The organism is Flavobacterium sp. RHBU_3 (genome assembly GCF_046613565.1).
In the GTDB taxonomy this organism is placed as follows: Bacteria; Bacteroidota; Bacteroidia; order Flavobacteriales; family Flavobacteriaceae; genus Flavobacterium.
On record NZ_JBKJHC010000010.1, the window covers coordinates 123709 to 146844 of the forward strand.

General features: G+C 44.0%; 26 protein-coding genes and 1 other RNA gene. 13 read left to right on the top strand and 14 right to left on the bottom strand.

The genetic code is table 11. From position 1 onward, the window contains the following. Nucleotides 1-37: 37 nt before the first annotated feature. From hisIE to ffs, 11 genes are all read right to left on the bottom strand, one after another. The gene (gene hisIE, locus ACLI1A_RS14700) at nucleotides 38-628 is read right to left on the bottom strand and encodes a bifunctional phosphoribosyl-AMP cyclohydrolase/phosphoribosyl-ATP diphosphatase HisIE (RefSeq protein ID WP_411409435.1); all 591 of its coding nucleotides are present in this window, start codon (nucleotides 626-628) and stop codon (nucleotides 38-40) included. After that, a complete protein-coding gene (hisF, locus tag ACLI1A_RS14705; protein WP_411409436.1) occupies nucleotides 625-1377 on the bottom strand; it encodes an imidazole glycerol phosphate synthase subunit HisF in 753 nt (250 codons plus the stop codon). Before hisF ends, hisIE begins: the two co-directional genes overlap by 4 nt. Next, the gene (gene hisA / locus ACLI1A_RS14710) at nucleotides 1371-2084 is read right to left on the bottom strand and encodes a 1-(5-phosphoribosyl)-5-[(5-phosphoribosylamino)methylideneamino]imidazole-4-carboxamide isomerase (RefSeq protein WP_411409437.1); all 714 of its coding nucleotides are present in this window, start codon (nucleotides 2082-2084) and stop codon (nucleotides 1371-1373) included. Before hisA ends, hisF begins: the two co-directional genes overlap by 7 nt. Beyond that, nucleotides 2081-2659 carry an imidazole glycerol phosphate synthase subunit HisH gene (hisH, locus tag ACLI1A_RS14715; RefSeq protein WP_411409438.1) on the bottom strand — a complete coding sequence of 193 codons (579 nt, stop codon included), beginning with the start codon at nucleotides 2657-2659 and terminating at the stop codon, nucleotides 2081-2083. Before hisH ends, hisA begins: the two co-directional genes overlap by 4 nt. Continuing rightward, nucleotides 2656-3744 carry a bifunctional histidinol-phosphatase/imidazoleglycerol-phosphate dehydratase HisB gene (hisB, locus tag ACLI1A_RS14720; RefSeq protein WP_411409439.1) on the bottom strand — a complete coding sequence of 363 codons (1089 nt, stop codon included), beginning with the start codon at nucleotides 3742-3744 and terminating at the stop codon, nucleotides 2656-2658. The genes hisH and hisB overlap by 4 nt, the downstream gene beginning before the upstream one ends. A gap of 2 nt (nucleotides 3745-3746) precedes the next feature. After that, nucleotides 3747-4766 (bottom strand): histidinol-phosphate transaminase, encoded by a 1020-nt coding sequence (gene hisC / locus ACLI1A_RS14725; RefSeq protein ID WP_411409440.1) that lies wholly within the window; start codon nucleotides 4764-4766, stop codon nucleotides 3747-3749. Further along, the gene (hisD, locus tag ACLI1A_RS14730; RefSeq protein WP_411409441.1) at nucleotides 4759-6048 is read right to left on the bottom strand and encodes a histidinol dehydrogenase; all 1290 of its coding nucleotides are present in this window, start codon (nucleotides 6046-6048) and stop codon (nucleotides 4759-4761) included. Before hisD ends, hisC begins: the two co-directional genes overlap by 8 nt. 120 nt (nucleotides 6049-6168) lie before the next feature. Beyond that, entirely contained in the window at nucleotides 6169-7026 is an 858-nt protein-coding gene (gene hisG, locus ACLI1A_RS14735; RefSeq protein WP_411409442.1) for an ATP phosphoribosyltransferase, read from the bottom strand. Nucleotides 7027-7307: 281 nt separating this feature from the next. Continuing rightward, entirely contained in the window at nucleotides 7308-7964 is a 657-nt protein-coding gene (gene fsa, locus ACLI1A_RS14740; RefSeq protein ID WP_411409443.1) for a fructose-6-phosphate aldolase, read from the bottom strand. Nucleotides 7965-8002: 38 nt separating this feature from the next. Further along, nucleotides 8003-8806, bottom strand: coding sequence for an SDR family oxidoreductase (locus ACLI1A_RS14745; RefSeq protein WP_411409444.1), 804 nt, complete (start codon nucleotides 8804-8806; stop codon nucleotides 8003-8005). A 181-nt stretch (nucleotides 8807-8987) separates the two neighbouring features. After that, an RNA gene (gene ffs, locus ACLI1A_RS14750) (signal recognition particle sRNA small type) lies at nucleotides 8988-9086 on the bottom strand. Between the two features lie 95 nt (nucleotides 9087-9181). Here ffs and ACLI1A_RS14755 point away from each other — a divergent pair. Then, nucleotides 9182-10225 carry a glutaminyl-peptide cyclotransferase gene (locus ACLI1A_RS14755; RefSeq protein WP_411409445.1) on the top strand — a complete coding sequence of 348 codons (1044 nt, stop codon included), beginning with the start codon at nucleotides 9182-9184 and terminating at the stop codon, nucleotides 10223-10225. A gap of 136 nt (nucleotides 10226-10361) precedes the next feature. Continuing rightward, on the top strand, nucleotides 10362-10850 hold the full coding sequence (locus tag ACLI1A_RS14760) for a hypothetical protein (RefSeq protein WP_411409446.1): 489 nt from the start codon (nucleotides 10362-10364) through the stop codon (nucleotides 10848-10850). Nucleotides 10851-10945: 95 nt separating this feature from the next. On the opposite strand, the gene cysK is transcribed toward ACLI1A_RS14760, so the two are convergent. After that, the gene (gene cysK, locus ACLI1A_RS14765) at nucleotides 10946-11854 is read right to left on the bottom strand and encodes a cysteine synthase A (RefSeq protein WP_411409447.1); all 909 of its coding nucleotides are present in this window, start codon (nucleotides 11852-11854) and stop codon (nucleotides 10946-10948) included. 23 nt (nucleotides 11855-11877) lie between these two features. After that, nucleotides 11878-12693 (bottom strand): serine O-acetyltransferase EpsC, encoded by an 816-nt coding sequence (epsC, locus tag ACLI1A_RS14770; RefSeq protein WP_411409448.1) that lies wholly within the window; start codon nucleotides 12691-12693, stop codon nucleotides 11878-11880. A 663-nt stretch (nucleotides 12694-13356) separates the two neighbouring features. Here epsC and ACLI1A_RS14775 point away from each other — a divergent pair. The 6 genes from ACLI1A_RS14775 (at nucleotide 13357) to ACLI1A_RS14800 (ending at nucleotide 19074) form a co-directional block, all read left to right on the top strand. Then, complete coding sequence (locus ACLI1A_RS14775; protein ID WP_411409449.1) at nucleotides 13357-13980, top strand: TetR/AcrR family transcriptional regulator; 624 nt, start codon at nucleotides 13357-13359, stop codon at nucleotides 13978-13980. Next, entirely contained in the window at nucleotides 13970-15319 is a 1350-nt protein-coding gene (locus ACLI1A_RS14780) for a TolC family protein (RefSeq protein ID WP_411409450.1), read from the top strand. Before ACLI1A_RS14775 ends, ACLI1A_RS14780 begins: the two co-directional genes overlap by 11 nt. 11 nt (nucleotides 15320-15330) lie before the next feature. Continuing rightward, entirely contained in the window at nucleotides 15331-16413 is a 1083-nt protein-coding gene (locus ACLI1A_RS14785; RefSeq protein ID WP_411409451.1) for an HlyD family secretion protein, read from the top strand. 4 nt (nucleotides 16414-16417) lie between these two features. Continuing rightward, on the top strand, nucleotides 16418-18007 hold the full coding sequence (locus ACLI1A_RS14790; RefSeq protein WP_411409452.1) for an MDR family MFS transporter: 1590 nt from the start codon (nucleotides 16418-16420) through the stop codon (nucleotides 18005-18007). A 218-nt stretch (nucleotides 18008-18225) separates the two neighbouring features. After that, nucleotides 18226-18525, top strand: coding sequence for a DUF3861 domain-containing protein (locus ACLI1A_RS14795; RefSeq protein WP_411409453.1), 300 nt, complete (start codon nucleotides 18226-18228; stop codon nucleotides 18523-18525). Between the two features lie 84 nt (nucleotides 18526-18609). Then, the gene (locus tag ACLI1A_RS14800) at nucleotides 18610-19074 is read left to right on the top strand and encodes a hypothetical protein (protein WP_411409454.1); all 465 of its coding nucleotides are present in this window, start codon (nucleotides 18610-18612) and stop codon (nucleotides 19072-19074) included. A 77-nt stretch (nucleotides 19075-19151) separates the two neighbouring features. Here the strand turns inward: ACLI1A_RS14800 and yaaA are convergent, their stop codons facing one another. Next, nucleotides 19152-19910 carry a peroxide stress protein YaaA gene (gene yaaA, locus ACLI1A_RS14805; RefSeq protein WP_411409455.1) on the bottom strand — a complete coding sequence of 253 codons (759 nt, stop codon included), beginning with the start codon at nucleotides 19908-19910 and terminating at the stop codon, nucleotides 19152-19154. Nucleotides 19911-20006: 96 nt separating this feature from the next. On the opposite strand from yaaA, the gene ACLI1A_RS14810 reads away from it, so the two are divergent. The 5 genes from ACLI1A_RS14810 (at nucleotide 20007) to ACLI1A_RS14830 (ending at nucleotide 23129) form a co-directional block, all read left to right on the top strand. Next, complete coding sequence (locus ACLI1A_RS14810; RefSeq protein ID WP_411409456.1) at nucleotides 20007-20510, top strand: hypothetical protein; 504 nt, start codon at nucleotides 20007-20009, stop codon at nucleotides 20508-20510. A gap of 33 nt (nucleotides 20511-20543) precedes the next feature. Then, entirely contained in the window at nucleotides 20544-20999 is a 456-nt protein-coding gene (locus ACLI1A_RS14815; protein ID WP_411409457.1) for a response regulator transcription factor, read from the top strand. Between the two features lie 114 nt (nucleotides 21000-21113). Continuing rightward, the gene (locus ACLI1A_RS14820) at nucleotides 21114-21653 is read left to right on the top strand and encodes a DUF4199 domain-containing protein (RefSeq protein ID WP_411409458.1); all 540 of its coding nucleotides are present in this window, start codon (nucleotides 21114-21116) and stop codon (nucleotides 21651-21653) included. Between the two features lie 21 nt (nucleotides 21654-21674). Further along, entirely contained in the window at nucleotides 21675-22022 is a 348-nt protein-coding gene (locus ACLI1A_RS14825; protein WP_411409459.1) for a VOC family protein, read from the top strand. A 195-nt stretch (nucleotides 22023-22217) separates the two neighbouring features. Further along, nucleotides 22218-23129, top strand: coding sequence for an ABC transporter ATP-binding protein (locus ACLI1A_RS14830; RefSeq protein WP_411409460.1), 912 nt, complete (start codon nucleotides 22218-22220; stop codon nucleotides 23127-23129). The last annotated feature ends 7 nt before the right edge of the window (nucleotides 23130-23136 follow it).

The window sequence follows — 23136 nt, forward strand, 5'->3', positions numbered from 1 at the left end:
AGGACTGTCTTGAGAGTAACCGAGACAGCCCCTTGTATTATTTAGAACGGGATTTAAGCACTTGCTCTATATCTTCCAGAGTGAAACCCTTTGCCCTAAGCAGTACCAAAAAGTGGAACAACAAATCGGCCGACTCGTTTTTAAAGAGTTCGTCGTTGTTGTCCTTGGCTTCAATAACTACCTCAACAGCCTCCTCGCCTACTTTTTGAGCCACTTTATTTATACCTCGCTTTAATAGCGAGTTGGTATACGAGTTTTCATCGCCACTCTCGGCGCGCTGCGCAATGGTTTGTTCTAACTGGTACAAAAATCCTTTGGCGGCACCTTCTCCAAAACAGGTTTGGGTACCCGTGTGGCATACTACCCCAGCCGGTTGCACCTTTATCAGCAGTGTATCATTATCGCAGTCTATCTTTATATCTTTTACCGTAAGGTAGTTGCCACTTGTTTCTCCTTTTGTCCAAAGCCTGTTTTTGCTACGGCTAAAAAACGTTACACGCCCTTCCGCCTGTGTTTTGGCCAGGGCCTCGGCATTCATATAACCCAGCATAAGCACCTGAGCGGTGGCAGCATCCTGTATAATAGCGGGAATTAATCCTCCTGTTTTATCAAAATCGGGTTGTATCATCGTACAGATATATTTTGTTGTTTTAAGTAGTTTTTTAAGTCAGGAATGGCAAGCTCTCCATAGTGGAACAGGCTCGCTGCCAGTGCAGCCGTAGCCTGGGTTTGGGTAAATACCTCTGCGAAATGCGCCTTACTTCCTGCTCCTCCCGATGCAATTACCGGAATATTGGTTACGGCACACACCTCGTTAAGCAGCTCTATTGCAAAGCCGCTTTTGGTACCGTCCTTATCCATAGAAGTAAGCAGTATTTCGCCTGCGCCCAGTTGCCCTGCCTGTTGTGCCCATTCGGTTACCGAAAGCCCTGTCGCGGTACGTCCGCCACTAACGTATACTTCCCAAAAACCGTTGGTACGTTTGGCATCTATAGCAACCACCACCGCCTGGCAGCCCAGGTTATCGGCTATCTCCTTGATTAGTTGCGGATTTTTCACCGCCGATGAGTTCAGGCTCACTTTGTCTGCCCCGCTTCGAATAAGATATTCGGCATCAGCGGCAGTATTAATTCCCCCACCTACGGTAAACGGTATGTTAATCTGCGAAGCCACTTCGGTAACCAGTCCGGCAAGGGTTTTGCGCTTTTCTACCGTAGCGGTTATGTCCAGGAATACCAGCTCATCGGCACCTTCGGCAGCGTAGCGCGCCGCCAGCTCCACCGGATTACCGGCATCGGTCAACCCCACAAAATTTACACCCTTTACTACCCTGTTGTCCTTAATATCCAGGCAGGGAATTATCCTTTTCTTTAGCATAGCTCTCTCAGTTGGGTTAGCGTAATGTTTCCTTCGTAAATGGCCTTGCCAATGATAGCACCGGCGCAACCCATTTCCCTTAGCTTGTACAGGTCATCCATAGTAGTAACGCCTCCGCTTGCAATCAGCCCCACATTGGTCTGTTCCAAAATTTCCCCATAAAGTTCAAACGACGGGCCTTGCAGCATACCATCTTTACTAATATCGGTACAAATAACCGACTGTATTCCCTTACCGGAAAAGTCTTTAATAAAATCCACCACATCAAGGGTGCTTTCTTCCAGCCAGCCGCCTACCGCTATTTTCCGGTTACGGCAATCGGCCCCGAGAATGATTTTATCAGTACCGTATTTTTCAAGCCAGGCGTACACGGTTTCCGGTTGCTTTACGGCAATACTGCCCGCAGTAACCTGAGCCGCCCCACTGCTAAAAGCGGTTTCTATATCGGCATCCGTTTTAAGGCCTCCGCCAAAATCAACCGCAAGTTTTGTTTGACTGGCAATGCTTTCCAGCACCTTATAGTTAATAATCCGTCCTGCCTTGGCTCCATCAAGGTCTACCAGGTGCAGGTACTGTATACCGGCATCTTCGTACATTTTAGCTACCTCAAGCGGGTTCTCGTTATAGGTTTTCTGTTGTGCATAATCGCCCTGGGTAAGGCGCACGCACTTACCGTTTATTATATCTATGGCCGGAATAATTTTCATAATTCTAAAAAGTTTTTTAGTAGCTGTGCTCCAACAGGCCCAGATTTTTCGGGGTGAAACTGTACGGCATAATAATTATCTTTTTGCAATGCCGCGCTAAACGGCTGTATGTACCGGCTTACGCCTGCCGAAGTATCACTTAACCCGGCGTAATAACTGTGTACAAAATAAAAATCGGCATCTGGTACTATACCTTTAAACAATATACTGTCAAGATGCTGTACCGTATTCCACCCCATGTGTGGCACTTTGTCTTCCGGAGGAAACTTTAGCACATTAGTATCAAAAATTCCCAGTCCTTGGGTTTCGCCTTCTTCCGAAAAACGGCACATTAACTGCATGCCCAGGCAAATGCCCAGCACGGGTTGTGTAAGGTTTTTAATTACCTCATCCAGTCCGCGCTCCTTAAGGTAAGACATGGCAGGAGCGGCATGCCCCACCCCCGGAAAAATTACTTTATCTGCAGCATTCAGCTTTACAGGATCATCGGTTACCTCGCAGCTATAACCAAGGCGCTTTGCCGCATTCTCTACCGAAAGCGTATTGCCCGCATTATATTTTACAATGGCTATCATAGTGTTCCTTTTGTGCTGGGTATGTTATAATTATTGGTCTTAGACACCGCCATGCGTATGGCTTTGGCAAACGCTTTAAATATGGCTTCTATTTTGTGGTGCTCGTTAGTGCCTTCCGCTTTAATGTTCAGGTTGCATTTTGCAGTATCGGTAAACGATTTAAAAAAGTGCAGGAACATTTCGGTGGGCATCTCTCCTATTTTTTCGCGTTTAAAATCGGTATCCCAAACCAGCCAAGGCCTTCCGCCAAAATCAATGCCTACTTGTGCCAAACAATCGTCCATCGGTAATAAAAACCCATAGCGTTCTATCCCCTTTTTACTGCCCAATGCCTGTAAAAACGCATCGCCCAGTGCCAGTGCCGTGTCTTCAATAGTATGGTGTTCGTCTACCTCAAGGTCGCCTTTTACATCAATAATAAGCCCTACTTCTCCGTGACGCGATACCTGATCGAGCATGTGGTCAAAGAATGCCAACCCGGTATTGATCTTCGTTTTACTGTTATCATCAAGGTTTACGGTAACATTAATATTGGTTTCATTGGTTTTCCTTACCACACTGCCCGTACGCGGTTTTTGTTTCAGGAAACTGTAAATCGCATCCCAACGCGTTTCGCACAGCGTAGCGCTATCGCAATCTTTGCCAATAAAAATAGATTGACACCCCAGGTTCTCTGCAAGCTGCACATCGGTAAGCCGATCGCCTATAACATAGCTGTTAGCCAAATCGTAATTCCCTTTTATATAGTGCGTCAGCATACCCGTACCCGGCTTTCGGGTAGGCAGGTTATCCTCAGGGAAACTACGGTCGATGAGAACTTCGCTAAAGCGGATGCCTTCGTTTTCAAACGCCTGTATTATTTTGTTTTGGGCAGGCCAAAACGTAGCTTCCGGGAACGAAGCCGTACCAAGTCCGTCCTGATTGGTAACCATAACCAACTCATAATCGAGTTCTTTTGCTATTTTTCCCAATCCTGAAAACACACCGGGATAAAACTCCAGTTTTTCCAGGGAATCCAGTTGATAATCAACAGGTGGTTCTATAACAAGGGTGCCGTCGCGGTCTATAAAGAGTACTTTTTTCATAATTACAGGGATTTTAGGGTATAGATGAGTAAGGTGTTTTCTTCCGGTGTACCTATAGTGATGCGCAGGCAACCCGGCACTACGGTATTTCGGTTGCGCAAGATGATGCCTTTTTGTACCAATGCATTGTACACTCCGTCGGCATCGGTTACCTCAACCAACACAAAATTAGCATCGGTAGGATATATTTTTTTAGTGATGGAAAGTTGTGCCAAAGCGCTAATAAGGTTCTTCCTTTCGGATAACAACACCTGTTTTTGTTTTTCCACAGCATAAGCGTTTTCAAGGGCTGCAAGCGCCGCTTCATAATTGATGCGACTGATGTTGTATGGTGGTTTTACTTTATTAAACAGGTTAATAACGGGTGCATTGGCAAAAGCCAGTCCAACCCGTGCAGCTGCCAGACCCCATGCTTTGCTAAGGGTTTGCAACACGACCAAATTAGGGTATTGTGCCAACTTCTGCGAAAGTGAAGCGGCATTAGCAAAATCAATATACGCCTCGTCTACCACCACTATACCGTTGAAGTTTTGCAGTATGGTTTCAACATCGTTCAGGATGTTCCCTGTGGGGTTGTTTGGCGAACACATGAAAACCAGTTTTAATTGCTCGTCTTTTAATAATGGTAAAGCAGCATCAATATCAATCTGAAAATCATCGGTAAGCGGTACTTCTATAAGCGATACATTATTAATATCTGCCGATACCTTATACATACCATACGTGGGCGTAAACGTAAGTGCCTTATCCTTTCCCGGTTCGCAAAAAATACGGAAACACAGGTCTATGGCCTCGTCACTACCGTTGCCTACAAAAATGTTTTCTGCCGAAACACTTTTAATTTCAGCCAACTTATCTTTCAACTGCTTTTGTAGCGGATCCGGGTAACGGTTCAGCGTACCAAACGGGTTTTCGTTAGCATCGAGGTAAGCCGTAGCCGTACCCTTAAACTCATCGCGGGCAGAACTGTAGGGCTTTAAAGCCAATATATTTGGGCGTACTATTTTTTCTAAACTAAACATTTTGCAATGATTTTAAACGGATGGTTACTGCATTTTTGTGTGCCTGTAGTTGCTCGGCAGCTGCCATGGCTTCTATAGCGGGGCCAATGTTTTGCAATCCCTGCGCGGTGATTTTCTGGAAGGTTATTTTCTTTACAAAGCTGTCCAGCGACACCCCGCTATAGCTGCGGGCATAGCCGTTTGTAGGCAGGGTGTGGTTGGTACCGCTGGCATAATCGCCGGCGCTTTCGCAACTGTAGTTCCCTATAAAAACTGAACCAGCATTGGTTACCTTTTCTGCCAGAGCATCGGCATCGGCGGTAGCAATAATAAGGTGTTCCGGGGCATACCCGTTACTGAAAGCAATACAGCTTGCAGTGTCGGGCAATACAATAATCCTGCTGTTGTCCAGTGCCTTTTGGGCAACACCCTCGCGGGGCAGGGCAGCTACCTGTGTGTTTATTTCGGCAAGTACACTGTTTCCAAAACCCTCATTGGTCGTTACAAGTACCACCTGGCTGTCGGCACCGTGTTCGGCCTGGCTTAGCAGGTCGGCTGCCACAAAAGCAGGATTGGCGGTAGCATCGGCTATAACCAGCAGTTCGCTTGGCCCTGCCGGCAGGTCAATCGCTACCCCGGCGGCAAAAGCAGCCTGCTTGGCAGCGGTTACGTACTGGTTACCCGGCCCAAAAATTTTATCTACTTTAGAAATGCTCTGCGTACCAAACGCCAGTGCCCCTATGGCCTGTATGCCGCCTACTTTGTATATTTTACTTACACCTGCAAGCTGGGCTGTGTACAGTATGGCCGGGTTAATATTACCCTGTTTATCGGGCGGAGTGCAGAGTATTATCTCTTTGCAGCCTGCTATGGTAGCCGGAACCGCCAGCATCAGTACCGTAGAAAACAACGGCGCCGAACCTCCCGGAATGTAAATACCCACCTTTTCTATGGCACGGCTTTCGCGCCAGCAGGTAACGCCCGCAGTGGTTTCTATCAGCTGTTTTGCTTCTTTCTGTACCGTGTGGAATTTCTCAATATTGCTTTTGGCCAACTGTATTGCAGCTTTCAGTTCGTCACTAACCGTTGCGGTAGCGGCATTAATTTCCTCCTGTGAAACCCCAATCGCATCAGGATTAGCACCATCAAACAATTGCGTATACTTTGTAACTGCTTTGTCACCATTTTGTTTAATCTCTGTAAACACCTGTTGCACTAACGTGTTTAAGTCCTGCACATCGAGTGAAGGGCGGGCAAACAGGTTTTGCCATTGGGTTTTATCGGGGTTTAATATTGTTTTCATTTTTAAGTCGTAAAGTCTAAAGTTTGTAAAGTTGAAAAAGGACATAGATTGCCGCGCTCCGTTGCACTTCGCTCGCGCCCGAGGGCATAGCCCGAACTGACGAAGTAATGACGGATGGGGCTACAAAATCATTTTCTCCACATTAGTAACCAAAATCCCCTCGGCACCAAGGGCTTTCAACTGGTCGATGATGTCCCAGAATGCATCTTCTCGCACTACCGAGTGGATGCTGCTCCAGCCGGGTTCGGCAAGCGGAAGTACCGTAGGGCTTTTCATGCCCGGTAGTATTGATGAAATTTGCGGAATGGCTTCGTTTGGCGCATTCAGCAGTATGTATTTGTTTTCGGCAGCGTTTTTAACTGATTGTATCCGGAACAGCAGCTTATCCAGTATCTCCTGTTTCTCTGCGCTAAGGTTGGTATTGCTTATCAGCACCGCCTCGCTTTTTATAACCTGCTCTACCTCCTTAAGGCCGTTAATTTGCAGGGTGCTGCCGGTGCTTACAATATCAAAAATACCATCGGCAAGGCCAATTGCCGGGGCTATTTCCACACTGCCACTTATGGTTTCTATAGATGCGTTGATGTTATTTTCGTTGAAAAACTTTTGCAGGATAACCGGGTAACTGGTGGCTACCTTTTTGTTGTTAAAGTAGGCTGCGCCTGTGTATACCACATCCTTTGGCACGGCAAGGGAAAGACGGCAACCGGCAAAACCCAGCTGTTTTACTTGGGTAACCTTCTTGTCTTTTTCCCATACCTCGTTTTGACCCAGTATGCCTGCATCGGCTACGCCTTCTTCTACGTATTGCGGAATATCGTCGTCGCGCAGAAAAAGTATTTCTACAGGAAAGTTTGTAGAAGTAGCCTTAAGCCTGCGCTCGCCGTTAGAAAGGCGTATGCCGCAATCGCTAAGCAGCTGAAGTGATTTTTCGCTAAGGCGGCCGCTCTTTTGTACCGCAATCTTTAACTTACTCATGTTTGTTTGTGTTGTGCCTGAGTAAAGAGCGGGTAATTGTTTTTGTTGGAGAGAAAAAATACAGAAAAACAAAAAACCCGCCTGATTACTCAAACGGGTTTTTCGAAATATTTTAGGTTACTGCCATATCATTTCTACCTCGCGTTTGAGCCAGTGCTGAAATGATGATGATGCAGTTGATTAAAAATCATAGTTTTTTGTCTTTTATGACTGAGGCAAATGTATAAAGAAAACTTTTTACAACACACAGTTTTTAACAAATATTTTTTTCGAGCCTAAAATTACTGGTTTCCTTTAGCGTGATCTGCAAGGAATTGCGCAAGGCCAATATCAGTAAGCGGGTGCTTAAGAAGCCCTGTAATAGCGCTAAGCGGACCCGTCATAACATCGGCACCTATCTTGGCGCAGTTTACAATGTGCATGGTGTGGCGTACTGATGCAGCAAGGATTTGCGTTTCGTAGCCATAGTTGTCATAGATTTCACGGATTTCCTGGATAAGGTTAAGTCCGTCTGTAGAAATATCGTCAAGGCGGCCAATGAATGGCGACACATACGTAGCACCTGCCTTAGCAGCAAGCAGCGCCTGCCCTGCAGAGAACACAAGGGTAACGTTTGTTTTAATGCCTTTGTCTGAGAAATATTTACATGCCTTGATACCTTCTTTAGTAAGCGGAAGTTTTACCACAATACGCTCATGCAGGTCGGCAAGTTCTTCGCCTTCGCGAATCATACCGTCATAGTCTACCGCAATAACCTCAGCACTTACATCGCCATCTGAAATGTTGCAAATGTCTACATAATGCTTCAGTATACTGTCTTTACCTGTAATGCCTTCTTTAGCCATTAACGACGGGTTTGTGGTAACACCATCTAAAACGCCAAGTTCCTGAGCTTCTTTAATCTGGGCAAGGTTTGCTGTATCAATAAAAAATTTCATGTTGTGTTATTTTTTGTTTTTTGAATTTGGGTGCGAAATTACAACTTATAATGGTTCATCAGCATTTTTTCATAGACTTTGTCCGGTAGCAGCTTTTTAAGCACTATGCTGAATTTTTGCATAAATACCCCCACCCTGTAGTGTACATTAGGTTTTAGCTTATGCATTATGGCATATACCGCTTCGGCCATTTGCGTAGGGTCGCTGCCGGCATCTACATGCTCGTTCATCATACTAAGAGTATTACCGTAAGGCACCTCGTATGCCGAACCTTTAACCAGCGGCGCATGGTAGCGGCCTGCGGCTATGTTGGTGGCAAAATCGCCGGGTGCTACTGATGTAATGTTTATACCAAAGCCTTTAACCTCCATGCGTAGGGCTTCGGTTATCAGTTCCAATGCACCTTTAGATGCAGAGTACACCCCGCGGTACGGCAAGCCCATATAGCCTGCTATGCTGGTAACGTTAATGATAAGTCCGCTTTTCTGTGTGCGCATTTGCGGCAGTACGGCTTTCATAACCTCAATAGGGCCAAACAGGTTAACCTCAAAGTTGTTCTTTATTTCCTCAGCAGGGATTTCCTCAATAGGGCCCGTAATGCCCACACCTGCATTGTTTACCAATACGTCTATGGCACCGGCTTCGGCTATTACCTGTGCTACAGCGGCTTTAATGGTATCGGTATTACGCACGTCAAGCGCCACTAATGGGAATAATGAACCCGTTACGTTTTGAGGGTTGCGGCTGGTACCGTACACGCGGTAGCCTTTGTGGTGCAGAAATTCGCCTATGGATTTACCAATGCCCGACGAGGCACCGGTTATAAATACTACTTTGCTCATATTGTCTGTTTACAGAATGTGTATGCGAAAGTAATGTTTTATGGTTGAATTCGCTAATTGAGCTATTAGCTTTCAGCATTCAGCCGTTAGCCATAAAGCCGTTTTTCTGAAGGCCGAAAGCTAATAGCTAATTTCCTAAAACAAAAAAATCCCCTTACGGAGACCTGATAAAAGAAGAAAAAAATGGCAAGCGACCTACATCGCACCGCTACAACCACATACCTTTGCTGCGTTCCCACCCTGGAGGAGTCTGCAGGAGCTGGTCGTGTAGGACTTGCCGGTGCAAATATACAACCATTTTATATTTTTGCAAGCCCCGTTGCCCATAATAAAATACGTTGTATATTGCTTCATCTTTTTTAAAACCTCTTTATAATGCATAAACTATTAACTTCCATAGCTTTGGGAGTACTTATAATAAGCTGCAACGGAAACGGAAATACCGAAAAAAAAGCGTTTGAGCTTGATTTTACCAATGTAAAAGGCCAGTATAAGCCCGGAGAAACCTTTCCGCTTACAGTGCTTAACCCCGAAAACAAGCAAATAGACTCGATAGTGTATTACCTGAACGACGAAAAAATAGGTTCGGTTAAAGGGAATACCAAAATGGATATTGTACTTAAAGAAGGCCAGCTTGGCGCCAAAAGCATAAAAGCCCTTGTATACGCCGAAGGCAGCAATACTGAAGCTACCGGACAGGTAGAGGTGGTAAGCCCTGTGAAGGCAAAAATGCTTTCGTTTGACATTGTAAACACCTACCCTCACGATACCAACTCGTACACGCAGGGACTGGAGTTTTATAAAGACACCCTGATTGAAGGCACAGGTCAGTACCAGAAATCGGTACTGCGCAAAAACGATTACAAAACCGGTAAGGCATATAAGGAAATTACTCTTGATGGCAAGTACTTTGGCGAAGGTGTTACCGTTTTTAACAACAAAATATACCAGCTTACCTGGAGGGAAAACACCGGGTTTGTGTACAACGCGGGCAACCTGAACAAGGTAAAGGACTTCACTTACTTTAAGCAGATTGAAGGATGGGGCCTTACGCACGACGATAAAAACCTGTACCAGAGCGATGGTTCTATTACCATATACAAGCTGGATCCGGAAACGCTTAATGAGGTAAGTTCTGTAAATGTATATGCCGAAAACCGCAAGGTAGAAGAACTAAACGAACTGGAATGGGTAGACGGTAAAATCTATGCCAATGTGTACCAGACCAACACTATAGTGGTAATAGACCCTGCAACGGGCTATGTAGAAGGCCTTCTGGATTTAACCTCGCTTAGCGAAAAAATAACCCGCACCCCACAAACCGACGTGCTAAACGGTATAGCCTACAACCCTAAAACCAAAACCTTCTTTGTTACCGGAAAGCTTTGGGACAAGATGTTTGAGATAAGGATAAAATAATTTTTCAATTTGAAAATGTACCAATTTGAAAATGTACCAATTTGAAAATTGCATATAAAAACACTGAAGGCTGCCAAATGGCAGCTTTTTTTTGTATTTTAGTGTTCATCCAATCAACAACTAACCGACAATATAAATGAAAAAAAGATTCCTACTTCTAATGTTCTGTTTTTGCTTAGGCTCAACACTATATGCACAAACTGATAGTACAAAACACAAAGGTCTTACCAAAACTGAACTTGCTACTGCAAAAGAGTTATACTCAAAAATGATTCAGTCTGAAACCTACATATCCATGAATGAAACTATGGCTAAAACCGCCACAAGTCTTAACGGGCTGAAATTACCTCAGTCAAATAGCCCGAAAGATATGGAAAGCGAGGCATCAACAACAGACTTTTACAGAAGCTGGCTAGCTAAAAATTTAAATAAGACAAAATTTAAATCTGTAGATGAAGGAGTTAAAGCAATAATGAAAGGCTGGAATCTTACAAAAAAACTCATGTCTGAAAACAAAGAAGTTTTTGCTCTGATAGGAAGAGCTAATGAAGAACAAGGACTTGAGATTGTCCGAACCGAAAACCCCTATGACAGGTTATATGACTTAAGTAATAAAAAGCATTAATTAAAACATCAAAGGCTGCCAATTGGCAGCCTTTTGCTATATACTATCACAGTTGAATGAAGCTAAATCTGAACTCCAAAATCTACAATCTGAAATTAAAACAATCCCTCCACAGAAAGATACCTCTCCCCTGTGTCGTAGTTAAATGTAAGCACTGTGGCACCTTCAGGAATATCGCCCAGCTTTTTAGCCACAGCAGCTAATGATGCCCCGCTGGAAATACCTATCAATATCCCCTCCTCTTTTGCGGCACGGCGGGCAAAGTCAAAGGCTTCGTCCTTGCTTACCTGAATAACACCGTCTATAACATTACTGTTGTATATACTGGGCACAAAACCTGCACCTATACCTTGTATGGGGTGCGGCCCCGGGGCGCCTCCGCTTAATACAGGCGATAATTCGGGTTCTACGGCATACACCTTAAGGCTTGGCCATTTTTGCTTTAAAACCTCTGCTACGCCCGTTATATGCCCTCCTGTACCCACACCTGTAACCAGGTAATCTACCCCCTCCGGAAAGTCGGCTATAATTTCCTGTGCGGTGGTGCGGCGGTGTACTTCGGTATTGGCAGGATTTTCAAACTGGCTGGGCGACCACGCGTGGGGAGTACTTGCAGTAAGCTCGGCTGCCTTTTCTATGGCGCCTTTCATACCCTTTTCGCGTGGGGTAAGCTCAAACTCCGCCCCATAAATAGACATCAGCCTGCGGCGTTCCACACTCATACTTTCGGGCATTACCAGTATCAGCTTATAGCCTTTTACGGCAGCCACCAGTGCAAGCCCTATACCGGTATTACCCGATGTAGGTTCTATAATAACACTGTCGGGCGTTAGTATACCCTTTGCCTCGGCATCTTCAATCATGGCCAGGGCTATACGGTCTTTTATGCTGCTGCCGGGATTGGTACGTTCCAGTTTAGCCCATACGTTCCGGTCCGGAAAAAGTTTGTTAAGTTTTACATGGGGCGTATTGCCTATGGTTTCAAGAATGTTGTTTGCTTTCATATTTTGGATATAAATTGGATGTATTAAATTACAAAATTCAGCGGTTCGGGAAACACTTCTTTTGTTTTTATTGTTATTTCACTTTTATGGTACACCAGCGATTCATCGGGCACCGATTGTGTAAGCCACACGTTGCCCCCTATAATACTACCGTGGCCTATAAACGTACGCCCGCCCAGTATGGTGGCATTGGCATAAATAGTAACACCATTACCTATGCTGGGGTGCCGTTTTACCTCTGCATCCTGTTTTTGTACACTAAGCGCACCCAGGGTTACCCCCTGGTATACCTTAACATCATTTCCTATAATCGATGTTTCACCTATTACAATCCCGGTACCGTGGTCTATAAAAAAACGCTGCCCTACGGTAGCTCCGGGGTGTATGTCTATACCCGTTTTTCCATGTACATACTCACTGAGCATACGGGGTAAAACAGGCACTTTTAAAACCCACAATTCATGTGCTATGCGGTATACCGAAATGGCAAAAAATCCGGGGTAGGAAACCAGCACTTCAGACCTCGATTTAGCAGCCGGGTCAAACATAAAAATAGCCTTCAGGTCGTCCTCAAGCAAGGCATGTATGGCAGGTGCTTTTTCGTGTAAAATTGCCACGGTATTTGCTGCTGCCTCCTCGGTTAAACCCGATAGTTGAAGCAGCCCGCTAAAGGTGGTTTCGAGTTCTTTTTCGCGCTGCACAAAATAGCTATAATCGGCAAACTGAGCCCCTATGCAAAACAGCCATTGAAAGAGGTCTTCCATCCATTGGCCCACATGGCGCATGTCGGGCAGCACACCCGATTTAAGATAGTTTGTAGTGTATATAGGATGTTTCATTTTTATAAAAATTGAGGCCCTTTTGTATTCCGGTAACACAGAGTTTCACAGAGGGAGCACAGAGATTCACAGAGAAAATTATTACGCAAAGTCACCCGAAGAAAGCCCAAAGTTTCCCAAAGTTTTACACACCACTTTAAAGCGCTCAGAGCATTCCTTCGGAATGTGGAAAGACCGCAAAGTATTATCAACACTCCGCGTTCTCGCGCTGAAAGCGCAACCTCAAAAAATCTTTTTTTTCTAAAACTTTGAGTACCTCTGAACTCCCTCTGCGAAACTCTGTGTTACTGACCTGACCTCTTCGGTTGCAACCCTAAAAGGAGGGGCCTTCCTTACAAAAGTAGGGAAAAATTCACACTCCCTATCATTTAAGTAGACTAATAAATCTGTTAAATTTATACTAACAAACGACTAAAACCACCCCGCACAGGCGTACCTTTATTAGAGATTCTAATTTTGGATAAATTTATACCAATAATAAATTAAAACTTTATATAAAACATTTCAATATACTGGATTTTAATTTTTTAAACATAAACTATAAAATTTATCTATAGTGGTTTTCGCAACCGTTTTCTGTTAAAAAAATGTTAACAAGCGATTTAAACAAACGTTTAATTTAAACAAGTGTTTAACTTTGTACCGAAATTAAATCACATCGCAATGACTGAATTTAATGATAAGCAGATTGAGATCCTGCAGGTAGCCGAAAGGCTGTTTGCCGAAGAGGGTTTTGACGGGGCTTCCATACGTGCGATAGCGCGTGAGGCGAACGTAAACATTGCCATGATTTCTTATTATTTCGGTTCTAAGGAAAAGCTACTGGAAGCGCTCATCACCTATCGCACCGGCGACATGAAAATGCAACTTCTTAGTATTTTTAACGAAGACCTCTCCCCTTTTCAAAAGGTGGAACTGCTCATAGATTTATACATAAGCCGTATAAATAAACACAAGTGCATGTACCAGATTATGCACTTTGAGCTTACCACAAAAAAGCGGATTATAGAGATGGAAAGCTTTATGGAAATAAAGCGGGAGAACGCCGAAATTTTCAGGAAGATTGTGCAGGAAGGACAGGAAAAAGGAATGTTTAATAAAGACATAAACATAGACCTTATACCCACCACAATAATGGGTGTACTGGTGCACTTTCGAAACAACAAATCCTATTTTGAAAAAACAATGGGTCTCGTTACTGAAGAAGCTTTTGAGCACTACATAGAAAATGAACTTACACATCACATTAAACAAACCATTAAAGCGCTATTGGCATATGAACATTAAGAAACTGCTGCCGGTAAGCCTGCTGTTGCTTAGTGCCACGGCACTGCATGCACAGCAAAGGCAACTTTCGCTGGACGAGGCCATAAACCTGGCAGTGACCAAGAGCACCGAGGCAACCCTGGCAGATACCAAGGTAGCCACCTCTAAACTGGAAGTGGATAACGTAAAAAACAACGCCTATCCATCATTAAAACTATCGGGGGCTTATCTTAGGATAACCGACCCTACCATTAACCTTAAAGCCCCACTGGGAAGCAGCGACAGCTCTGGTGACTCAAGTAGCAGCGGCTCTACTATGCCCAGCGTTAACAGCGCCATGTACGGTATGGCAAGCGCAGGCCTGCCCCTGTTTTCGGGTTTTAAGATTAAGAACAGTATTACTGCAAGCGAAAACGCCTATAAGGCAGAAACCTTTAACGCAGCCAATACAAAGGAACAACTGGCTATGCAAACCATAGTGCTGTACACTAACCTGTATAAAGCAAACCAATCGGTACTGCTGATAGAGGAAAACCTGAAAACAGCCCGCCAGCGCGTGAAGGATTTTACAGCCATGGAACAAAACGGCCTTATAGCCCGAAACGACCTGCTGAAATCGCAACTACAGGTAAGCAATACAGAGATTGTACTGGAAGACGCTAAAAAAACCGTATCGGTAATAAACTTCCAGCTTACTACCCTGCTGCACCTGCCGGAAGGCACACAGGTAGCGGTAAACGATGCGTATTTTAAAAATACAAACGTAAACCCTGCTGTTACCGAAAGCGATGCCGTAGCACAGCGCAATGACCTGGAAGCACTTCGCTATGCCGAAAAAGCTGCCGAAAGCAACGTAAAAATAGCCAAAGGTGACTACTACCCTACCCTGGCGCTTTCTGCCGGATATGTGTACCTTAACGTGCCGCACTTTGTAGAACTGTACAATGCTGCCAATGCAGGTATAAGCGTATCGTATGACCTGGCCGGTATTTTTAAAAACAAAAAGAAAGTACAGGCTGCCGAAAGCCGCAGGCTGGAACAACAACAACAACTGGACCTGGCTACCGAAAATGTAAAAGTACAGGTACAACAATCGCTGGAAAACTACAACCTGGCTGTAAAACAAAATAAAGTATATGCCGAGGCTGTAACCCAGGCCGCCGAAAACTACCGTATTGTAAAAGATAAATATGATAACGGACTGGTAGATACAAACGACCTTCTTGAAGCCGACGTAGACCAGCTTAAGGCAAAACTGAATGAAACCTTCAGCAGGGCCGATATAACCCAGCGTTTTTACGAGCTGCTAAACACTTCGGGAAAACTAACAAACTCATTTAACCTTACACAGAACAAATAATTCACCTAGCCATGGAAGAAAAAAAGAAAACAAATAAAAAGTTCCTCGTTATACTTATTGCCCTTGTAATTGTAGGCGGTGGTTACGGAACTTACAAATACATACACTCTCAGGCGCACGAAACAACAGACGACGCCCAGATAGAAAACAATATGAACCCTATTATACCGCGTGTATCGGGTTATATTACCAAAGTATATGTTGAGGATAACAAACAGGTAAAAAAAGGCGACACGCTGTTTGTAATAGACGATAAAGACTATGTGGTACGTGTGGAGGAAGCTAAAGCTGCCCTTGCTGCCGCAGAAGGAAGCTACGAGGCTGCAAAAGCCGATGTAGGCGGTGCTGCTGCAGGCGTATCGGTAAGCGATGCTAACATTGCTTCGACGCAAGGAAACATAGAAGCTGCCAAAGTACGTGTATGGAGGGCAAATAACGACTACGAGCGTTACAAAAACCTTTATGCTAACAAGAGTATCACAAAACAACAGTTTGAGCAGGCAGAAGCGACTAAAAAAGAAGCCGAGGCTAACCTAAGGGTACTGCAACAAGCCGAAGCTGCAAGTAAAAGCCAGCGTAGTGCCAGCGTAAGCCGCAGCACTGTAAGCAGCAAACAAACCGAAGTGGCAAAAGCCAACATAGAAAAAGCAAAAGCTACACTTGCAGCTGCCGAACTTAACCTAAGCTATACTGTGGTTACTGCTGCCGTAGACGGACAACTAAGCGCTGTAGACATTCAGCCGGGGCAACTTGTACAACCGGGCCAGGCACTGTTTTACATTATTAACAGCGAACAACCATGGGTAGTGGCTAACTTTAAAGAAACCCAGCTTACCAAAATGGTACCGGGCCAAAAAGTAACCATTGAAGCCGACGCTTTTCCTGGTGTGGAATTTGAAGGTACAGTAAGCTCATTCAGCCCTGCTACAGGTGCACGTTTTTCGCTACTACCTCCGGATAACGCTACCGGTAACTTCGTAAAAACAGTACAAAGGCTTCCTGTAAAAATCACTTTTACTGAGGCTAACGACAAAGAAAAAGTAAAACTACTGCGTCCGGGTATGAACGTAGAGGTAGACGTACACTTAAAATAATATTATGGCAGGAGGAGCAACCGTAAGCGACGATTTGGTAGAATACGGTTTCAGGCGGGTTATCATTACGATAACAGCGGTACTATGTGCCCTGCTCGAAATAGTGGATACTACCATTGTAAACGTTGCATTAAACGAAATGAGGGGAAGCCTTGGCGCTACCCTTACCGATGTGGCCTGGGTAATTACAGCCTATGCAATAGCAAACGTAATTGTAATACCCATGACCAGCTGGCTGAGTCAGCAGTTTGGCCGCCGTAACTATTTTGCGGCATCTATTATCATCTTTACCATATCTTCTTTTTTGTGTGGTAATGCCGATAACATCTGGGAACTGGTAGTATTCCGATTTATACAAGGTATGGGTGGTGGTGCCCTGCTGGTAACAGCACAAACCATTATTACCGAAAGTTACCCCGTAGCAAAACGTGGTATGGCACAGGCCATATACGGTATGGGTGTAATTGTAGGCCCTACCCTGGGTCCGCCACTGGGTGGATGGATTGTAGACAACTGGAGCTGGCCTTACATATTTTACATTAACGTACCACTGGGTATTATAGCCACAATGCTTACGCTGATATATGTAAAAAGCCCTAAGTACGGCGAAAAACTGAGCGCTGATAAGGTAGACTGGTGGGGTATGATATTTCTGATAATGTTCATCGGCTCGCTACAGTTTGTACTGGAGCATGGACAGCAGGACGACTGGTTTGAAGACCCGCTTATTGTAAGCCTTAGCGTAATGAGTGTTTTTGGCTTACTGGCGTTTATATGGCGCGAAAGCGTATACGAACACCCTATTGTAAACCTGAAGGTACTTAAAGACAGCAACCTGCGAATAGGTACCGTAATGTCGTTCATCATGGGATTCGGGTTATTTGGGTCAACATTTGTTATCCCCATCTACACCCAGTCTATTTTAGGATGGACCGCTACAGATGCAGGTTTACTATTAATACCAAGTTCACTAATGACCGCCTTTATGATGCCATTTGTAGGGCAAATGATACAACGAGGCGTAAAAAAGACGTACATGGTAGCGGCAGGTTTCAGCATATTCGTAGGCTTTACATTTTGGATGTTCAGTATTATGACGCCAGACACCGGCACAGAGCACTTCTTCTATCCGCTAATTTTGCGTGGTGTGGGGCTTGGGCTACTATTCGTTCCTATTACCACCATGTCGCTTAGTACGCTTAAAGGTAAAGCCATTGGCGAGGGTGCTGCTTTTACCGGTATGCTACGCCAGCTGGGCGGTTCGTTTGGTATTGCCATCATCAGTACGTTTGTAACGCGTTTCACGCAATCGCACAGGGTCACTCTTGTATCACATGAGGCAGTATATGATTACGAAACACAGCAACGCGTACAACAGCTTACTGCCGGCTTTATGGCCAAAGGTTACAGTATTACCGAAGCTACCGGCAAAGCTTATAAAGCGCTGGAAGGTGCAGTACTAAAACAGGCAACCGTATTATCATACATGGATATATTCCTGTACCTGGGTATATTATTTGCCATTTGTATTCCTTTTATCCTTTTAGTTAAGGAGGGTAAAACCAAGATAGATATGGCCGATGCAATGCACTAAAAGTTTACAGTTCACGGTTTACAGTTCATAGTTAGCAGTGCCGCGTATTTGATTCCGGCTTTAAAACTGTGAACCGTGAACTGTAAACTATGAACTCTCGTAGAAACTTAACTACATTTATATATTTCCCAAACCTGCCGTGACACATCCATGCCGGCAGGTTTTTTTACCCCGCACACACATCACTTTTTATTATATAATCATCATATCACAAGAAAATGAACAAAAAATACAATCACTACAAGGTAACCCTTGAACACGTTTACAGCCCGGCTAATGAAGACCTGCACCGTCGTGTGGAGGTGGTATTTGACAACCACGACAACCTGTTTAACATCATAGACATGATGCAGCAGAAAGACCTTTTTGGCGATATGGGACAAAGCACCGAGTTTGCCATAGGCCTTAAAATGTTTGGAGAAGTTATGCTGCGCAACAAAGACAACGCATTGTTTGAAGAAATGATGCCTGCCTTTAAACAGTTTATGGGCAAACTAAAAGGTAACCTTAAGGGCTAAACGCTTTATTTTATTAATGGTTTAGAGTTTTTTTATAAAAGTTTTAAGAATGTAGTTTTTATCTTTGGCCGATAAACCAATGTTATGAAAAAGACACTTTTACTTTTATTAGGCTTCGTTATGGTTGCCTGCTCTGACGATGACAACAACAATGTAGACAACGGCCTGCACAACCCCTATACCGGCGAGGTAACCGGCGAATGGGTTACTACAGAAATTGCGTTTGACGATATGGTCTTTGTTCCCAATTGTGACAATCCGGAAGTTACAGCAGTAAAATATTACTACAACTTTAACAACAACGGTACGGTAGACGTATATAACTCATGCGAAGTTGACGGAGAACTGGATGTTGAAGTGCCTATCACTACCGGAACGTATACCACCACCGGAAACGTATTTACGCTAACCATTGATGGTGTAGAAGGTAAAGCACATATGGTAGATTATCTGGAAGAGTTTAACGCTCTTGAATTGCGATTTGATATCGGTTCGTCAGGGTTGTTTTATGGACACCATATAACCATAGAATATCAAGAGGCTTTGTAAGCATAAATAAACAAGGGCAGTTCATTATGAACTGCCCTTGTTTATTTATAGATATTACCTTAGAAAAAACCTGTCTTTTATCGTGTAAACACCAGTGTGTTCCCCTTACTCAGCTTATCGTCGTAAGCATAGCCGTCATAATTAAAGCCTTTAAGCCCTTTTAGGGTTTTTACGTTGTTTTCTACAATGTAGCGTACCATCATACCCCTAGCCTTCTTTGCAAAAAAGCTCACCATACGCAACTTACCGTCTTTATAGTCTTTAAACTCCGGGGTAATTACAGGTACTTTTAGTGCTTTTACATCTACAGCGCCAAAGTATTCCTGGCTGGCAAGGTTAACAAACAGTTCGCCATCGGCAAGTTCTGCATTCAGGGCTTCGGTTATCGTTTGTTTCCAAAACTCGTACAGGTTTTTGTTCTCCCCTACCGGCAGGTGCGTACCCATTTCCAGGCGGTACGGCTGTATAAGATCCAGAGGCTTAAGTAACCCGTACAATCCCGAAAGTATGCGCAGGCTGTCCTGTAGTTTGTTTACTTTAGTGGCAGGTAGTGTATAGGCGTCGAGCCCCACGTATACATCACCGCTAAAGGCATACACGGCAGGTCGTGCATTTTTAGGTGTAAAAGGTGGCTGCCAGTCCTGGTTGCGCTGCCAGTTTAGTTGCGCCAGGTTATCGCTTATATCCATAAGGCTGCTCAGCTGGGCAGGGGTTTTATCTTTAACGGCAGTGTGTACTTCGGCTGCCTGAGTAAGGAAAGCCGGTTCGGTATATTTTTTTACGGGAAGTTTTGTTTCAAAGTCCAGCGACTTGGCCGGAGAGATCACCATTTTCATAGTACGTAATTTTTACCAAAAATACTTTGTAAAAGTAAGCGGTGCAATACAACACTATAGGATTTTGTTATCTTAGCATAAACAACCTTTTGAAGTATGAAATATAAGTGTATTAATATAATCATTTTTATTTGTATCTCTCTTGGGGCTATTGCACAGGAAACGATATCAATACCTAAAATAAAAGCTGACAAAAACCTTAAAGTATATGAATATCCCAAAGTATATGCTTTGGGAGGCGTAATAAGCGACATGCCCTACACTTTTCTGATAAACTATAAAAAGGAAAGTGTATCAATAACCTTTACCACAATCAGTGGGCAAGAAGAAATTTGGACAGACAAACCAATTTCTGACGATGAATTCATTAAATATTTACAAGGCGAATATTCTGCTTTAATGAAGAAAGTGCACCTGCCCGAATTGTTCAAAAAAATCCTTGATAAGGAAATTACCATAAAAAATTATGACCTCAACAAAAAGACCGGGCGGCTGGCTGTAATTGGAAATAACAGTGAATATGAAGAAGTATCATTAGAAGTACAACACATCGGTTATTACAGCTATGTATATACTATTTTAATCCGGTGGAAATATTAGTTATCAATTTCTACCTTTGCCCAAAACACCTCAATGCACCACTGGCTTAAAAAATATCGTGATATATTGCTGTACGGCGCCTGCCTTGCATTACTATTACTGGCATTACGCTGGGCCGAATACCGTTTCCTTATTATAAGCAGCCGACAGGAACTCTATACGGGATTTATAGCACTGGTGTTTACCGGGCTTGGGATATGGCTAACACTGAAGCTTGCCAAACCAAAAAAAGAGACTGTAATTGTGGAACGCAAGGTAGAGATCATCCCCTCGCCTGCTACGGTAACTGAATCCGATGTGCTGAGCAAACGAGAGCTGGAGGTATTGCAACTTATGGCTTCGGGGATGAGCAATGCCGAGATTGCCGAACAGCTTTTTGTATCGCTGAATACAGTTAAGACACATTCGTCTAAAATCTACGAAAAACTCGATGTAAAAAGGCGCACCCAGGCTGTGGAAAAAGCAAAACTACTGAATATCATCAGTTAAACACCGTATCACACTAAAGTATTAGCCGCAAAAATCATACTTTAGTATGAGGAAAATGTGCCGCGAGGTTACCAATTTTGCAGCAGGAATTATTAACCAAAAGACATTTTACGCATGAAAAAAAGCATTATCCTAAATGGCCTAATTGGTGGCATTATCAGTATTTCAGGTTTCTTTATATTAGAAGGTACCGGAGGAAATTCACACGGTACCCTGAGCATGGTAGTGGGCTACGCCTCCATGCTGCTGGCATTCTCACTTATATATGTAGCCATAAAAAACTATCGCGATAAGGAAAACGGCGGGTTTATCAGCTTTAGCCAAGCCCTAAAGGCAGGGCTGCTTATAGCACTGATTACTTCTACCGTATATGTAGTGGCATGGCTTATTTATTCGGCATATTTCAGTCCTGATTTTATAGAGCAATATAGCAAAGCAGTATTAAATTCTATGGCTAAGGAAGGTAAGAGCGCCGCTGAAATACAGGCAAAGGCTGCCGAAATGAAAGAATTTGCAGCAATGTACAACAACCCCTTCCTTAAAATAGCAATAACTTACACAGAAGTATTACCTTTAGGTATCATAATATCAATAATAACAGTACTAATCCTTAAAAAGAAAGATATTACACACGAGGCTGTTACAAACAATTAATATATAATCAAAAACATCTGTATGGCAAAAATAACAGGATTCGGAGGGCTTTTCTTCCGTTCTAAAGACCACAAGGCGCTGGCCGAATGGTATAACAAGCATTTAGGCATTAACGGCATGGCATGGCAGCAGGAAGCCGGCCCTACGGTATTTGCCCCCTTTAAGCAAGACACAGGCTATTTTGGCAGCGACACCCAGCAGTTTATGATGAACTTTCGCGTGGAAGGGCTTGATGAACTTATAACCCAACTAAAAGCCGACGGCGTACGTGTAGACGATAACCGCATGGAAGAATCTTATGGTAAGTTTGCCTGGATATACGACCCCGACGGTAATAAGATAGAACTATGGGAGCCCACTGCAGAGTAGGTTTCAGTTTAGTTTGGCTATTAATTTACAGCCCAATATAATGGCGCGGATTTTTAATCCGTGCCATTTGTTTTTTATAAGGCATGGATTTTAAACACATTTGTTGTAACAAATATGTAAGGCGATACACCTATTATTATAATAAGTATGATGCTTTAGTGTTATATTAGCATCTCAAACCAATCGGAAACAATCATGCCTGAAAACATTATCCAAACGGATGGGCTTACCTTCCAATACGCTAAGGGCAGAAAAGCCCTTGACAACGTTTCATTAAACATCCCGAAAGGGTCAATTTATGGGTTCCTGGGACCAAATGGCGCCGGTAAAAGTACCACCATGCGCCTGCTTACAGGCATCCTTGCCGAGCAGCAACCTTCTATAAAGCTGTTTGGTAAGCCGTTGCAGGGGCAAATGCCCGGAGTATTTCACCGCATAGGCTCACTAGTAGAAAGCCCTGCCTTGTACCTGCACCTTAGTGGGCAAGACAACCTGCGCTACATAGCCCGCATGCGGAACATACCCGAAAATAAAATACCCGAAGTACTGGAACTGGTAGACCTGCAACGCGATGCAAACAGAAAAGCTAAACAATATTCGCTGGGTATGAAACAACGCCTGGCGATAGCCATGGCGCTACTGGGCGAACCTGAGCTGTTGTTGCTGGACGAACCTGTAAACGGCCTTGACCCTAACGGCATGCGCGACATACGTCAACTACTTGTTAAGCTAAACAAGGAGAAAGGTATTACCATATTTGTATCGAGTCACCTGCTGGCCGAAGTAGAGCGTATGTGTACCCATGTGGGTATTATAAGCCGAGGCAAACTGCGTTTTGAAGGCACTATTGGCCAACTCGCTTCTGCGTCGGGTGCGTGCCGTGTGCAGCTTACCATTAACGATGCCGCAGGGTGGCATACCAAACTCCTTACCGACCACCCGGATGTACTTCGCGAAGCCGAAAATCAGTTATTGCTGGAATTACCAAGCCGCAATGATATTCCCGCATTTTTGCGCAAGCTGGTTACTGCCGGTGCCGAAGTATACGAATTAAAAGTACTAAATGGCCTTGAAGAATGGTTTATGTCGCTAATCAACCAAAAATAAAAACCAC

Coding starts and splice junctions, on each gene's coding strand:
- ACLI1A_RS14780 (WP_411409450.1), top strand. CDS start 13,970: ATGAACATTAAGAAACTGCTGCCGGTAAGCCTGCTGTTGCTTAGTGCC.
- ACLI1A_RS14820 (WP_411409458.1), top strand. CDS start 21,114: ATGAAAAAAAGCATTATCCTAAATGGCCTAATTGGTGGCATTATCAGT.
- cysK (WP_411409447.1), bottom strand. CDS start 11,854: ATGAAAGCAAACAACATTCTTGAAACCATAGGCAATACGCCCCATGTA.
- hisH (WP_411409438.1), bottom strand. CDS start 2,659: ATGATAGCCATTGTAAAATATAATGCGGGCAATACGCTTTCGGTAGAG.
- ACLI1A_RS14775 (WP_411409449.1), top strand. CDS start 13,357: ATGACTGAATTTAATGATAAGCAGATTGAGATCCTGCAGGTAGCCGAA.
- ACLI1A_RS14785 (WP_411409451.1), top strand. CDS start 15,331: ATGGAAGAAAAAAAGAAAACAAATAAAAAGTTCCTCGTTATACTTATT.
- ACLI1A_RS14810 (WP_411409456.1), top strand. CDS start 20,007: ATGAAATATAAGTGTATTAATATAATCATTTTTATTTGTATCTCTCTT.
- ACLI1A_RS14830 (WP_411409460.1), top strand. CDS start 22,218: ATGCCTGAAAACATTATCCAAACGGATGGGCTTACCTTCCAATACGCT.
- ACLI1A_RS14760 (WP_411409446.1), top strand. CDS start 10,362: ATGAAAAAAAGATTCCTACTTCTAATGTTCTGTTTTTGCTTAGGCTCA.
- hisD (WP_411409441.1), bottom strand. CDS start 6,048: ATGAAAACAATATTAAACCCCGATAAAACCCAATGGCAAAACCTGTTT.
- hisC (WP_411409440.1), bottom strand. CDS start 4,766: ATGTTTAGTTTAGAAAAAATAGTACGCCCAAATATATTGGCTTTAAAG.
- epsC (WP_411409448.1), bottom strand. CDS start 12,693: ATGAAACATCCTATATACACTACAAACTATCTTAAATCGGGTGTGCTG.
- ACLI1A_RS14800 (WP_411409454.1), top strand. CDS start 18,610: ATGAAAAAGACACTTTTACTTTTATTAGGCTTCGTTATGGTTGCCTGC.
- hisIE (WP_411409435.1), bottom strand. CDS start 628: ATGATACAACCCGATTTTGATAAAACAGGAGGATTAATTCCCGCTATT.
- ACLI1A_RS14795 (WP_411409453.1), top strand. CDS start 18,226: ATGAACAAAAAATACAATCACTACAAGGTAACCCTTGAACACGTTTAC.
- hisB (WP_411409439.1), bottom strand. CDS start 3,744: ATGAAAAAAGTACTCTTTATAGACCGCGACGGCACCCTTGTTATAGAA.
- ACLI1A_RS14790 (WP_411409452.1), top strand. CDS start 16,418: ATGGCAGGAGGAGCAACCGTAAGCGACGATTTGGTAGAATACGGTTTC.
- hisA (WP_411409437.1), bottom strand. CDS start 2,084: ATGAAAATTATTCCGGCCATAGATATAATAAACGGTAAGTGCGTGCGC.
- hisF (WP_411409436.1), bottom strand. CDS start 1,377: ATGCTAAAGAAAAGGATAATTCCCTGCCTGGATATTAAGGACAACAGG.
- ACLI1A_RS14745 (WP_411409444.1), bottom strand. CDS start 8,806: ATGAGCAAAGTAGTATTTATAACCGGTGCCTCGTCGGGCATTGGTAAA.
- ACLI1A_RS14825 (WP_411409459.1), top strand. CDS start 21,675: ATGGCAAAAATAACAGGATTCGGAGGGCTTTTCTTCCGTTCTAAAGAC.
- hisG (WP_411409442.1), bottom strand. CDS start 7,026: ATGAGTAAGTTAAAGATTGCGGTACAAAAGAGCGGCCGCCTTAGCGAA.
- yaaA (WP_411409455.1), bottom strand. CDS start 19,910: ATGAAAATGGTGATCTCTCCGGCCAAGTCGCTGGACTTTGAAACAAAA.
- ACLI1A_RS14815 (WP_411409457.1), top strand. CDS start 20,544: ATGCACCACTGGCTTAAAAAATATCGTGATATATTGCTGTACGGCGCC.
- fsa (WP_411409443.1), bottom strand. CDS start 7,964: ATGAAATTTTTTATTGATACAGCAAACCTTGCCCAGATTAAAGAAGCT.
- ACLI1A_RS14755 (WP_411409445.1), top strand. CDS start 9,182: ATGCATAAACTATTAACTTCCATAGCTTTGGGAGTACTTATAATAAGC.